The 13,292-nt window shown below is 47.9% G+C and carries 12 protein-coding genes; 10 read left to right on the top strand and 2 right to left on the bottom strand.

Going from position 1 to position 13,292, the window contains the following annotated elements:
* Positions 1 to 2 precede the first annotated feature (2 nt).
* From AC4IFB_RS16500 to AC4IFB_RS16525, 6 genes are all read left to right on the top strand, one after another.
* The gene (locus AC4IFB_RS16500) at positions 3 to 959 is read left to right on the top strand and encodes a lysylphosphatidylglycerol synthase transmembrane domain-containing protein (protein ID WP_490780752.1); all 957 of its coding nucleotides are present in this window, start codon (positions 3 to 5) and stop codon (positions 957 to 959) included.
* Positions 946 to 1,611, top strand: a complete 666-nt coding sequence (locus tag AC4IFB_RS16505) for a phosphatase PAP2 family protein (RefSeq protein ID WP_490780753.1) — start codon at positions 946 to 948, stop codon at positions 1,609 to 1,611. The genes AC4IFB_RS16500 and AC4IFB_RS16505 overlap by 14 nt, the downstream gene beginning before the upstream one ends.
* Positions 1,604 to 2,644, top strand: coding sequence for a glycosyltransferase family 2 protein (locus AC4IFB_RS16510; RefSeq protein ID WP_490780754.1), 1,041 nt, complete (start codon positions 1,604 to 1,606; stop codon positions 2,642 to 2,644). Before AC4IFB_RS16505 ends, AC4IFB_RS16510 begins: the two co-directional genes overlap by 8 nt.
* Before the next feature lie 525 nt (positions 2,645 to 3,169).
* Positions 3,170 to 4,090 (top strand): polyphosphate kinase 2, encoded by a 921-nt coding sequence (ppk2, locus tag AC4IFB_RS16515; protein WP_490780755.1) that lies wholly within the window; start codon positions 3,170 to 3,172, stop codon positions 4,088 to 4,090.
* A gap of 7 nt (positions 4,091 to 4,097) precedes the next feature.
* Complete coding sequence (locus tag AC4IFB_RS16520; protein WP_490775861.1) at positions 4,098 to 4,772, top strand: DUF502 domain-containing protein; 675 nt, start codon at positions 4,098 to 4,100, stop codon at positions 4,770 to 4,772.
* A gap of 354 nt (positions 4,773 to 5,126) precedes the next feature.
* Complete coding sequence (locus AC4IFB_RS16525; RefSeq protein ID WP_490775862.1) at positions 5,127 to 5,735, top strand: hypothetical protein; 609 nt, start codon at positions 5,127 to 5,129, stop codon at positions 5,733 to 5,735.
* Between the two features lie 991 nt (positions 5,736 to 6,726).
* On the opposite strand, the gene AC4IFB_RS16530 is transcribed toward AC4IFB_RS16525, so the two are convergent.
* Complete coding sequence (locus AC4IFB_RS16530) at positions 6,727 to 7,263, bottom strand: hypothetical protein (protein WP_490775863.1); 537 nt, start codon at positions 7,261 to 7,263, stop codon at positions 6,727 to 6,729.
* A 195-nt stretch (positions 7,264 to 7,458) separates the two neighbouring features.
* Between AC4IFB_RS16530 and AC4IFB_RS16535 the strand changes: the two genes are divergently transcribed.
* Positions 7,459 to 7,671, top strand: coding sequence for a hypothetical protein (locus AC4IFB_RS16535; protein WP_490780756.1), 213 nt, complete (start codon positions 7,459 to 7,461; stop codon positions 7,669 to 7,671).
* Positions 7,672 to 7,749: 78 nt separating this feature from the next.
* Here the strand turns inward: AC4IFB_RS16535 and AC4IFB_RS16540 are convergent, their stop codons facing one another.
* The gene (locus AC4IFB_RS16540; RefSeq protein WP_490780757.1) at positions 7,750 to 9,543 is read right to left on the bottom strand and encodes an alkaline phosphatase D family protein; all 1,794 of its coding nucleotides are present in this window, start codon (positions 9,541 to 9,543) and stop codon (positions 7,750 to 7,752) included.
* Positions 9,544 to 9,877: 334 nt separating this feature from the next.
* Between AC4IFB_RS16540 and AC4IFB_RS16545 the strand changes: the two genes are divergently transcribed.
* From AC4IFB_RS16545 to mazG, 3 genes are all read left to right on the top strand, one after another.
* Positions 9,878 to 11,071, top strand: coding sequence for a BtaA family protein (locus AC4IFB_RS16545; RefSeq protein WP_490775865.1), 1,194 nt, complete (start codon positions 9,878 to 9,880; stop codon positions 11,069 to 11,071).
* 62 nt (positions 11,072 to 11,133) lie between these two features.
* Complete coding sequence (locus tag AC4IFB_RS16550) at positions 11,134 to 11,922, top strand: class I SAM-dependent methyltransferase (RefSeq protein WP_490780758.1); 789 nt, start codon at positions 11,134 to 11,136, stop codon at positions 11,920 to 11,922.
* Between the two features lie 336 nt (positions 11,923 to 12,258).
* A complete protein-coding gene (gene mazG, locus AC4IFB_RS16555; protein ID WP_490775867.1) occupies positions 12,259 to 13,056 on the top strand; it encodes a nucleoside triphosphate pyrophosphohydrolase in 798 nt (265 codons plus the stop codon).
* Positions 13,057 to 13,292: the final 236 nt, after the last annotated feature.

Here is a 13,292-nt window from a genome sequence, read left to right on the forward strand (position 1 = left end):
CCATGACCATGTTGACATCCCTACAAACAGCGATCAAAAGCAGAAACAAGCCATCAAGCCTAATCATAATCCTTGGATTGGTGACAACAGTTGCCATATTGTTGTTTCTCGCATCTGAGTTCGATGCATCTAAAAGCCTTTCTAGCTGGCAAAACCTTAGAATTGATTCGCTTACCCTCTGCTTTCTGTTGATACTGCTAAGCCATATCGCTCGCGGTGGACGTATATACCACCACTTCCTGCCGCATACAGAGGGAAGATTTGATCTTTGCCTGAGAATTGCACTGCATCACAACTTTTATAACTACCTGGTGCCGATGCGAGTCGGTGAAGCGAGCTTTCCCATTCTGTTACGACAGAGTTTCTCCATCGATTTGACAGAAAGCACTGCAGCCTTAGTCAGCTTTAGACTACTAGACCTCTTAACTTTAGCGCTCATCGGGATACTCACCCTTGTACTTAGCATGCATCTAGCGGGCCATTTACAACTACTGTTGGTAGCTTTATTGACAGTAGCAGTGATAAGCCTACTGCTACCCAATCTATTTCATCAGCTCACAAAACACTGGCCAAACCTTAAAAATCCAATCAATAAATTCAAACAAGGTATACCCAGAAAACCCAGCGACATATTGAGACTGTCTTTATGGACCCTCATGGTCTGGGCGATAAAATTAACCGCATATACTTTGATTATCGGTTCATTTATCAATATCAGTTTTTCTCTTTCTCTGGCCTCAGCTGTGAGTGGCGAACTTGCAAGTGGCATTCCGCTCTATACGCCTGCAGCAATCGGAACCTTCGAAGGTGGTATTGCAGCTGTTCTACTACCCGCCGGAATCGATCAAACATCTGCAATTACAGCTGCAGTAAATCTCCATCTTTTTTTGTTAATTACCACTTCACTCAGTGCCGGATTCGGCCTCCTGATAGGAAATAGAAAAAATGTCGCCCGATGAAGTACTCCTGGTTTGGTTTCAAACCAAACTGTCTTTCCAATACAGTGACACAATCTTCCAATGGATCTCTAGTCGAAGTGGATTCTCAATGCCGATATTGCTGGCACTACTCTTTAGCGCATTTAAAAAGGAAAAATGGCATGGTGTAGGCTGGTGGTTTGCACTCATCATTGTTGTAGCAATTGGTGATCAGTTCGGTAATCTATTGAAAGCACTATTTTCCGAGCTTCGACCTTGCGCTGATCAGTTAGTGCTTCTACAGGCAGCCAGTGATTATACCTGCAGCAGCGTTGCCAAAGGCATGCCCTCGAATCACGCACTGACCTTCTACACTGCAAGTCTGTTTGTTATCTTAACACGCAGAAACTGGTGGGGCTGGCACACTATACTGCTGACAACAGCACTATTAACAATCCTTTCCAGAATTTATCTTGCAAAACACTATCCAAGCCAAGTTGTTGCCGGTATGTTTCTTGGCATCAACATCGGTGTAACCGCTGCATTGCTCTACCAGGCTAAATCCTGGTTCAGACCTTTGGTAGTTCGAATTATTAATTTTACAAACCTGGTTCCTTGCTATGACAATGCGCACTCCAATTTCATCAAAAGAGTGAAAAGAACAGAACTACGGGAGGCTTCGAATCATGCTTGACAGGAAAGCCACCAAACCCCATCTATCTGTAATAGTTCCTTTATATAACGAACAAGAGAATATCCTGCCACTCATCTCTGAGATTGATCGAGCTTTACGCAGTTGCCACTATGAGTGGGAAGTGATCCTGGTAGACGATGGAAGTTCAGACGAAACAAATAGCAATATAAAAGCAACTCTCTCAGATACCAGCGGTAATTATCAACTCGTAACACTGCAGCGAAATTTCGGTCAAACTGCAGCCATACAGGCTGGTTTTGACCATAGCAAGGGGCGTTATATTGCAACTATGGATGGTGATCTACAAAATGATCCTGCTGATATACCTGGCCTGGTTGATCTATTAATCAATGATGAACTGGATCTGGTTGTGGGATGGCGCCAGCAACGAAAGGATGATCTTCTGCTAAGAAGATTCCCCTCCAAAATCGCCAATATTCTTATCGGCAGGGTTACCGGCGTTCGCCTGCATGATTATGGTTGCAGCCTGAAGATCTATCGAGGCAGCCTGATCAGGAAGATGAGGCTATACGGTGATATGCATCGGTTCATCCCTGCCTGGATGTCGATGTACACCTCCCCATCAAGAATCCGCGAGGCAGTAGTCAACCATAGAGCCAGGATACATGGCCGCTCAAAATATGGAATTGGGCGCACTTTCAAAGTCATGATTGATCTGCTTTCCGTCTATTTTTTTATTCGTTTTCTCTCCAGACCCGGACATTTTTTCGGAAGAATTGGTCTACTGATGGGTGGTATAGGTAGCGCTATGCTAATCCATCTCGGAGTAGTAAAATTTGTCTTACAGGAAGATATCGGCTCCCGGCCCATGTTGATAATTGCCATCATGCTGGTGCTCATGGGCGTGCAAACCTTCACGACTGGTCTACTCAGCGAACTCTCCACCAGAACCTATTATGCTTCGAACAGAAACCGCTCATATCTCTTGCGTAGCGATATAATCGAGCAGGAAACCTCAGATGCAGATCAACTTCCAATCAATACTCAGGAAAAGAGTCAGCCTATCACCTAAAAGCACCCACCAAATAATAACGAAACAAATCGGGATACTCATCTCGAGAGCCGCTTCAAAGGGTTTGTTGGTATGAGTCACTGGCCCACCGCAGTATGCCGCAGATTGAAGTATCGATAAACGCCAAATCTCGAGGCTGCACGACTAATGCTTACGTAAATAATACTTACCAAGCTAAAACCGTCTGCATCAGCAAAAATTGAGGTACAACCCCGTCTTGCACTGTGCAAACACAGTCTAAAAATTACTATTCATCTCCGACTATCACGCCGTTTCTCGCATAAAAGCGGCATGACTTAAATATCAGTGATAGATCGAGCAACCATCTTGTTCATTGATGCGCGCGGGTTGTTAGATTTTGAATTTGGGGTGTTGGATTAGGTACCTTGTTTATCTTTTGGGTGCTGACGCGAATATCTTTCATTATCGGTACCACATAGTACTTTAGGTAATATGTGCAATGAAATTGTAATAGTCCCCAGGAGATGCCGTGATATTTTTATCTCATGACTAAGGAGAAACAAGATGACAGATAGAGACAACCAGTTTGAAGGCATGGATTGGCTCCGGGCGGAGCTGGAGGATGCCCTGGACGAGGACTATGAACTTGAGATGTCAGAGCCTGCCCTATCCATGGAGTTGCGCCGCATCTATAAAAAAATACATCCGCCGACCCTGGATCGGAGGGAGTACTTCAAGGCGCTGCTGACCCTGCAGGCGGAACTCATCAAGCTACAGGATTGGGTTGAACATAGCGGGGAGAAGATCGTTATTGTCTTCGAGGGGCGGGACGCTGCCGGCAAGGGGGGTGTGATCAAGCGTATCACGCAACGGTTGAATCCCCGGGTATGCCGCGTTGTGGCCTTGAGCAAGCCCACGGAAAAGGAGAAGTCCCAATGGTATTTCCAGCGTTACGCATCCCACCTGCCGTCAGCAGGCGAGATCACCCTGTTCGATCGCTCCTGGTATAACCGCTCAGGGGTCGAGCGGGTGATGGAATTCGCGACTCAAGAGCAGGTGGAACAGTTTTTCCAGGATGTCCCGGATTTCGAACGTTCCCTGGTCAGGTCGGGAATACGCCTGATCAAATACTGGTTCTCCATCACGGACGAGGAGCAGCAGTTGCGCTTTCTGATGCGTGTCCACGATCCCCTCAAACAGTGGAAACTGAGCCCCATGGATCTCCAGTCAAGGGTGCGCTGGGAGGATTACACCAAGGCCAAGGAAGAGACCCTTGCACGCACCAATATCCCCGAGGCGCCCTGGTTCATCGTGGAGGGCAACGATAAGAAACGTGCGCGATTGAACTGCATCCACCACCTGCTCGACCAGATCCCCTACAAGGATGTTCCCAACGACGCCATTACCTTGCCGGATCGTGTCTTCAATCCCAATTACGAGCGCCGGGTGTTGCCGTCAACACTCTACGTACCTAAGCGATATTGAACCTATTATGACTGAGATAAAATCGAGACCGCTGCATATCCAGCGCTATCTTATCAGCGGCGTAATCACCCTTATCCCGCTTTGGGTCACTTGGCTGGTCTTCAAATATGTATTCAATCAGCTTTCAAAGTTGGGGGCGCCCTGGGTCAAGATGCTTTCTCACAGTATCAGGAACGAGTATCCGTCCCTTGCTCAATGGCTACTTGAACCATGGTTTCAAAACACCCTGGCCGTTTTCCTAATGCTGGTAGGTCTCTATCTGGTCGGTTGGTTCGCGAGTCGAATGATCGGGCGGAGAATCCTCAACATCTTCGAATCGACCGTGCAGCGCCTGCCAGTGATTCAGAATGTCTATGGCTTGGTGAAGAAGCTCATTTCGGCTTTAGGGGATAAACCGGAAAATATACAACAAGTGGTGTTGATCGAATTCCCATCCCCCGAGATGAAGACGGTAGGATTCGTGACACGTACCATGGTGGATAACAATAGTGGTCAGGAGCTGGCGGCGGTGTATGTGCCAACCACGCCGAATCCCACCTCGGGCTATTTGGAGATAGTACCGATTGAGAAGCTTGTGTCGACGAATTGGAGTATCGATGAAGCGATGAGCTTCATCATCTCAGGGGGTGCGGTGGCGCCGGATACTGTGCCTTATACAAAAAATCAATCAGGCAAAGCATAGCGCTAATCTTCGTCTATTCATTGTCAGTTAGCTCCTTTTAATTATTGCGATTTTCCTATTACTGGCAAAAGTATAAGTAAAATAAGAGTTAAGTTAAGATTAAGGGGTCAAGTCTGTACTTATAGTATTTAATTGATTCCTAACACGCGTATCCACTATGACGAGACGCTTTAACCGAGTAATCGTCTGCGGAAAACAAATCGGGACACTCATCGTTTACATTTAACAAAATATATCAATAATCAACAAGATAACATGGAATAACCCCATGTTATTAAACGTTGAGTGTCCATGAACTCGTGTCTCACAGCCAATTAACCTAGTATTGTATCTCTAAGCATCCAGGAGGATTTCGTGTCCAGCCAAATAAAAAACCTTGTCGGCTTGTTGGTAGTGGCTGCCCTGGCGCTGCTTATATATTTTGCCTTGGAACAAACCCAGATACCGCAAGCCGTAACAATTCTGGTGGCTGTTTTCGCAGGTGTATTCGTTGCTCTGGTATTTCTTCCCGACGGTTTTCAGCAATGGCTGAATAAGACATTCAATCGGGTACCCGTGATTGTGCTTGGCTCTTGGCTGGGCATGGCATTGACAATGGGCAGCATGGGTATTTTTATGGCAAAAATGCAAAATGACATGAGTAGTATGAAAGGCAATATAGAGACAATGAATAGCTCCATGCTGGTCATGAAAGACTCTATTCAACCCATGAGAGGATACATGGAATTAATGTCATCAGATATGGGGAAAATGCGTTTTGATATGCATAACATGCGCGACGACATCGAAAATATCGATAATGTAATCCTGGGTATTGATCAGACCCTAGAACAGGATATCGGGCCTTCAGTGCAGGCGATGGCACCCGCGGTCAACAGCATGGGCTATAGCATGCATCGTGGTGTGCAGTCCTTCTCCAACCCTATGGATTACATGCGTAACGCTTTTTCTCCACGTCCCTAGTTGTGTAGCTCATACATTCCTGTACTTCGCCCTCATAGAATCGGACGTGCGGCGTTACTGCATCCAGCTCTTCCGAAGACATCTCGACATTTAGAGACACCTATCTATTGGCACACTGGTGATGATTGAACATTCACTATTCAATCAATGGGTCTATTTCCTTCTTTTTATTTTCTTCTCTGTTGGTTGCAGAGCAATTACAGCCTAAGGACTGAGCCCCTCGGTTTCTCCCAGGGCCTGAGTAACCACCCGGGTCTCGATCAGGTTGGCCAGTTTTTCCTGAGCCGCCTCACGTACTGCTTCCCGGTCGTGATAGAGCATGGCCACCACCCGGCCAAGTTTTCTGTCAGTTTGTTTGTGTGAATGTTTGTGCGGGACACCCCATGTTTGTGATAACTAGATCAGTGGTTAAGGACTAATCGGGACACTCATCGCTTATATTTAACAAAATATATTAATAATCAAAAAGGTAACATGGAATAATCCCATGTTATTAATGTTTTTAAACGTTGAGCGTCGCTGAATCCCTGTGGAGACTATTGCAGTTACCCCTTCAGCTGAGATTCACAGAAAATAGAGCGGCCAGGTGCGCCAGGGGCGGCACCCTACATTGATTTTGTTGGATGTTAGATGTCGGCCAATGACGTCACGCGAAAGGTCGAAGGGCTAATCGGGACACTCATCATTTACATTTAACAAAACATATTAATAATCAGAAAGGTAACATGGAATAATCCCATGTCATTAATGTTTTTAAACGTTGAGCGTCGCTGAATCCCTGTGGAGACTATTGCAGTTACCCCTTCAGCTGAGATTCACAGAAAACAGCAAACGGTGAGTGTCCCCGTTTAGTGTTTAGTGCTATTCATATCGATATCTGATGGGGGTTGGTTTGAGTATTGAATCCCAAGCCGATTATACCTATCAAAATAGAATGCATATTGATGTGAAACAACTAATATTTTTACACAGTTCTAAACTGTTGACCTAGTCAGCATGAATTCATGCAGACCGGGCAGACGGTGTATGCAACATTAAATTCCTGCCTACTCCATACTTGTGCGGCTTCATCAGGTTCCAGCCATACCTGGTCAGATTCTATCCGGTTACAGATGCTGCAGCGCCAGACTACATCCCTATCCGCTTCGGTAAGCGGTTTGATGACTACAGGAGGATCCAGGGGTTCGGAGCGCAAATGGGCATGGGAAACACGCAGCCCAGCATCCACCAGGGGTTCGATCTGCATCGACATATAGCGTTTCTGGTCAGCAGAGTCACATCGATAGGGGAGTGCCTTGGTCTGCTGAGTCCGTCTGACATATTCGAATACGGTGTAGAGTAGCATCCTTGTGGTGTTGTCCTGAACATAAGTTTCGAGTTTGCTACCGATGACTTCTCTGCTGTTCAGGCAATCATGATTTTGATGCTCATCGGTGTTTGCCTGCAGAAACTCATCCCAGTCACCATCGACGTGGCATATTTTGTTTTCTGCATCCAATTCGTAGATGGTAAGGCCTTTGCTGGACATAACTACCGATAACTGTCTGTTTAATCTGGCCAATTTGAAAGATGAAATTGGCTACTTTTTAACATAGTTCCATTTAAAGAGATAAACAAGTGGTTGTGGCCCTACCAATCAACACAAAAAGGGTGGTTAAATCTGGTTGATCCCCCAACCAGAAACTCAAATTCTGATCGAGAAACTCCTCCACCGACATATAGTGTGAGCCATCATATAAACGTTGAGTGTCGCGGAATTCACGGTGTCAGTGAAAGCGGTATCAATAAAGGTCTGTTATTCCCCGCCAGCCTGGAAATCAATAATGGAAAGCTATTGATTACAAACCTTACACGGCCACTGACTTCCGCGTCAGGCGACGAGCCAGAAGAGGATGTCAGACAATTTAGCGTCTCGAAAATATTGCTGAGACGTTAGACACTGGTAGCTAAGTGATATAGAAAGACAGGAACCTCTGATTTATTCAGAGGCTCCTTCATCTATATCATAGATTCTTCAGGTCAGGGTTGTGCTGCCAGCCGCCAGTGTCAGTGTCTTGCCCAGATCGGCGACAATCTGGTAGTCCTGCTGCTTGATACTATCCACAAAGCGCCACTCGGCAGTCGCCTGTTGAGGGGTAAAAGTCATGATCATCAAGCCACGCTCTCGCAGATTGCAATAGTCGAGATCACTCACCAGTTGGGTGACGCCAGGTTCCAATCCCCTGACCTCCTCGGCGGTCTCAATCGCCAAATATTCCTCCAGTCCGGGAGAGCTGACCGAGGTGGTGGCAAACTCGATACCGACACTATCCCCAACGCTATCGGTCAGCCGACCGGCCCAGGCATTGTGAGTATCCCCAGCCAGGGAGATCAGATTTTTCTGCCCTGCCTTGGCATTGGCCAGTAACAACTCACGCTCATAGGCGTAGCCATCCCAGGCATCCAGGTTATAGGGGATAAACGGACTGTCAAGATAGGCCATACGCACAGGATCGTTTACGATCTCGAGTTGTTCGGCTGTCATACCAGCAGCCATCAGGGCTGCCGAATCTGTGCCGTCCACGCCATTCTCAACCAATGTCTGATAGGTGATAGCGGCAGTCGCTATCTCGCCATATTCGGTCAGAGAGACAGTGGGCGCAGCCGGATCTGGCGTCAGGGTAACAGCCGGCAATTGCATATTCATCATCAAGACTTGTTGACCCAATACCTGCCAGGTGGCTGTGGATTGATTCATGTTGTCTGTCAACCAGGCGAGTTGAGAGGCACCAAGCAGGGTACGATCGCTGCTGCTCATATCGATGCTGAAGCTTTCGCTGTCAAATTCACCTGTCGTAGCATCGATATAATCTGCGTAGTTCAGTTGAATATCTCTTCCGATAATGCGGGTATCAAGCATCAATAGATTAACAAGATTACCAAATTCGAAACGCCGATAGATCCGTCCTTCGGCGTCTGGTGTCAGTGGCCTTAAGGGCAGCCACTCGAAAAAGGCCTGGATAGCGGCCTGTTTACGCTCGCTGAAGCTCCCTTCGGTTGCTTCATCATGATTCTCAGCCCCAGACACATAGGCATCATTAGCAATCTCGTGATCATCCCAGACTACGATGAAGGGGTGCCGGGCGTGCACCGCCTGCAGATCGGCATCGGTACGATACTGGGCATATCGGGTACGATAGTCCGACAGTGATAGCAGTTCGGTGGCAGGCTCTACCTCTCTGCCCAGGGTCGCGGCATCTTCACTGGCATAGGCCGGTTCACCTTCCTCGTCGGTACGGCCATATTCGTAGATATAGTCACCCAAATGGACGACGGCATCCAGCCCCTCGGTATTCGCCAACTCGCGGTAGACATTGAAATAGCCAGCCGGATAGTTTGAGCAGGAAAGTACGGCAAACGCAGCTTGATCGACGCTGCCACTCGGTAAAGTCTTGGTGCGACCTACCGGGGAATCGACACTACCCGCCATAAAACGGTAGTAATAAACCTGGTTGGATTCGAGTCCCTGTACATCCACCTTAACGGTGAAGTCACGATCAGCATCCACTTCGGCATAATCCTCATTCACCAGCTCTTCGAAATCTGCGTCTGTCGCCACCTGCCAGTTGACCGTCACGCGCTTAGCGTCACCTGGGGTAACCCGGGTCCAGATCACAACACTCTCCTCAAGCGGATCGCCGCTGGCGACACCATGATTGAAGCTATAGTCGTCTGAGTCGTCACTATTACAACCATGCAGGCCGGATGAGGTTATGAGGATGGTGGAATAGGCACCCAGCTTCAGCAGGTCCCGGCGGTTTATTTTCATAGTTTGCTCGCAGAAGTGTACAGAAAAGAGTGCGAGCGGAGTCTAATAGTAATGTATGAATTATTTATGTCCGCCAGAAGACGGAACTATGAAGTATAAATAAAAAATAACCACAACACCCCTGTATATCGTTTGGAGGGGTCGAACTATATCGTTACCTCGATTATTTGAACCACCAGACAAAAAGAATGATGCAGATCATCTGATTTAGCTGCCTTTACCGAGAAACGCTGCCAAGTCAAATTAGTTAAACATTCATATGGTATAAGGCACCATTTTTGGATCTTAACCTGGCTTTCTCTTGGCCCCAACTGCCATCTTTTGAGGTAATTCCGTGACTCCGAAACCGGCTATTTCCGACCGTTTCCATCAGAAAATCTTCAGCTCCCTATACCAGCGCTCCCTGGTCTATAACACCTGTTGGGAAGACCCGGCGGTCGACCGTGATGCCTTGCGCATCGGCAGCGATGATCGCATGTTGGTGATCACCAGTGCAGGTTGCAATGTGCTGGATTACGCCCTCTGCGCACCCAGCCATATTGATGCAGTGGATGCCAATCCCCGCCAGACTGCACTACTGGAGTTGAAGCTGAGCACGATTCGCCATCTCGATTTTGACGATTTCTTTAGCTTTTTTGGTGAAGGGACACATCAGCATGCATCCGAGGCTTATTACGATGCCTTGCGAGCTGACCTATCCCCCTTTGCCCGCGACTACTGGGATAAGCGCATAAAGTGGTTCGATCCCAAGGGCAGCAGCTTTTTCTACTATGGATTGTCTGGTCTGGTGGCACGCGCTTTCAGCCGCTATCTCAAGATGAGGCCCAAGTTGCGCTCGGGTATCCACTCTTTGTACGAAGCTTCGGATATTGATGACCAGCGCGAGCGATATGATGCTGCTGTCGCACCCTTTTTATGGAGCCGAGGGGTCAATTGGGCTATCTCCCGGCCTATTACCATGAGTTTGCTCGGCGTACCCCATCCCCAGCGCGAGGAAGTGGTTCGCAGCCATGCTAATGGCATTGCGGGCTTCGTGCGCGATGCCATTGACTATGTCTTTCGTATGCTACCGGTGGGGGATAACTATTTCTGGGCCGTCTATATCCACGGTAAATATACTCGGGACTGCTGTCCTGAATACCTCAAACCAGAGAATTTCATGGCACTTAAAAATGGCCTGGCAGATCGCATCTCCCCGCACACCTGTACCGTCACCGAATTTCTACAACAGCATGATGAGAAGATTTCACGCTTTGTATTGTTGGATCATATGGATTGGATGAGCGCTTATTATCCCCAGGCGCTGGTCGAAGAGTGGCAGGCGATCATGGCGCGTGCCACACCGGAAGCGCGTCTTATTTTCCGCAGTGCCCATCACACTCCTGAGTACCTGGAAAAGCTGGAGCTGCCCGGTCATGGTCGTTTGACCAATCTCCTTGGTTTTGAGAAAAACCTTGCCAAAGAGTTGAATCTGCGTGATCGGGTACACACCTACGCCGGTTTTCACATTGCCCACATGAATGCCTGACCCGGCATGAAACGAAAATATTTCACCCGGAATTATGGTTTTAAGTGTTGGTGTCGTTGCGTATGAGTTCAGAACAGAAAGTAACAACTACAGCTGACCCAAAGCGTCCCAGCTCAGGACTCGTCAGTGAGGCTCAGGTGCTCTGGTCGCTGTTGCGTGGCCAACCTGGTGGTAGTGATCATGCTGAACGGCTGACAGCTTTTTATGGCCCCCAGGCGGCACATTATGATGTTTTCCGCGAGCGCTTGTTACAAGGACGGGGCGAACTTTTACAGGGACTATGGCAGCGCTTGGCCAAGGATCAGGGTTCGACACTCAGCTTACTTGAACTGGGGGCGGGCACCGGTCGTAATCTCAGCTACCTGGGAGATTCAGTCACACATTTTGATCGTATCGACCTGGTTGACCTGTGTGAACCTCTGTTGGATCGAGCCCGAAGCAAGTGGCAGGGGCATGAGCAGGTCCATTTCCATCTGGGTGACGCCACGACTTTTCAGGCCCAGACCCCCGTGGATGCAATCTATTTCTCTTACGCTTTAACCATGATTCCAAACTGGTTTCAAGCAATCGATAACGCCATTGCCAATCTCAAGCCAGGTGGCTGGCTGGGTGTAGTGGATTTCTACGTATCCCGTCGCTATCCAAATCCCGGTGCAGTACGTCATAGTGGTTTTTCCCGGCACTTCTGGCCAGCTTGGTTTGCCCATGATGGGGTGCGTCCCAATCAAGATCTGTTGCCCTATTTACAACAACGGTTGCGCCCTGAAATGGTACATGAGTTGCGGGCCAAGGTGCCCTATCTACCCGGACTACGCGTTCCTTACTTCCTCTTTATTGGCCAAAAGGTGTAGTGGGTTGCTTTCAACGCAGATGAGTTTTGAATCGCAGAGAGAACCAGTAAGCGCAGAGCCTCGGGATGATGCGGTTCGTTACTCAGCGCATCCTGCAGCACTGAATAAATACCCTTCGACATAGTGACCGACCAATCGGGACACTCATCATTTACATTTGGCATAACATTTTGATAAAAAATAAGATACCAATAATTAATCCATTATTATTGTTTATAAACGTTGAGTGCCCCTGAATTCCTGGCATATAGTTGAGGCAGCAAACGGTGAGTGTCCCTGCTTACTTGATAGTTCTACCAATGTATACCCACTCTATACTTTCGGAGACATAAGCTGATGGAAGCAATGCAGCGACTACTCGAAATCATGGCAAAGCTACGTGACCCTGACAAGGGCTGTCCCTGGGATTTACGCCAGACCTACAGCACCATCGTGCCCTATACCCTTGAGGAGGCATACGAAGTCGCAGACACTATCCAGCGGGGAGAGATGAGTGAACTGCGAGATGAGCTTGGTGACCTGTTGTTCCAGGTCGTCTTTTACAGCCAGATCGCAAAGGAGGATGGTCATTTTGATTTCAACGATGTATCAAGCGGCATCTGCAGCAAGATGATACGCCGCCATCCTCACGTCTTCTCTGACAAGCAATATCAGAGCGATGAAGAACTACGACATGCATGGGAACAAACAAAAGCAGAAGAACGCAGTCAACGCAACGATATATCGGCACAGACCAGCCATATGGATGGAGTAGCAAAGGCCCTACCGGCGTTGATACGGGCAGAGAAGCTACAAAAACGGGCAGCACGAGTGGGATTCGACTGGCCTGATGCACAAAGTGCTTTTAACAAGGTGAGAGAAGAGTTGGAGGAGGTCACAAGTGAGATGGAGGGAGCAGACAAGAACCGTCTACAGGATGAGCTGGGCGATCTACTCTTTTCCATCGTTAATGTCGTAAGGCTTCTCGATCTGGACGCCGAACAGACAATGAGTCGTGCCAACGAAAAGTTTGAAAAAAGATTCCGCAATATGGAACGGAGACTCAATGAGGAGGGCATCACCAACATTCAAGAACTCTCATTGGAAACACTAGATAATGCATGGGAGAGGATAAAGAGAGAGACCAAACAATAGATAGAACAAACTTTTTAACCCCACACAATTATGTCCTACATTTGCAGGCCAAACATTCCGGTTGGTTCAAACATGCCCACTATCATCTATTCACACTTAACTACTATCTAAATTAACTACTCAGCCTCTGAAGGGAGTTCTGCATACAAGGCTATAGAACTCGCCCGCCAGTCCCCATCCACCTGTTTCCTGGCGTTTAATTGCGGCGGCAAACGGTGAGTGTCCCCATTTACTTT

The sequence above is a fragment of the Candidatus Thiodiazotropha sp. AKIB8 genome, from assembly GCF_058244675.1.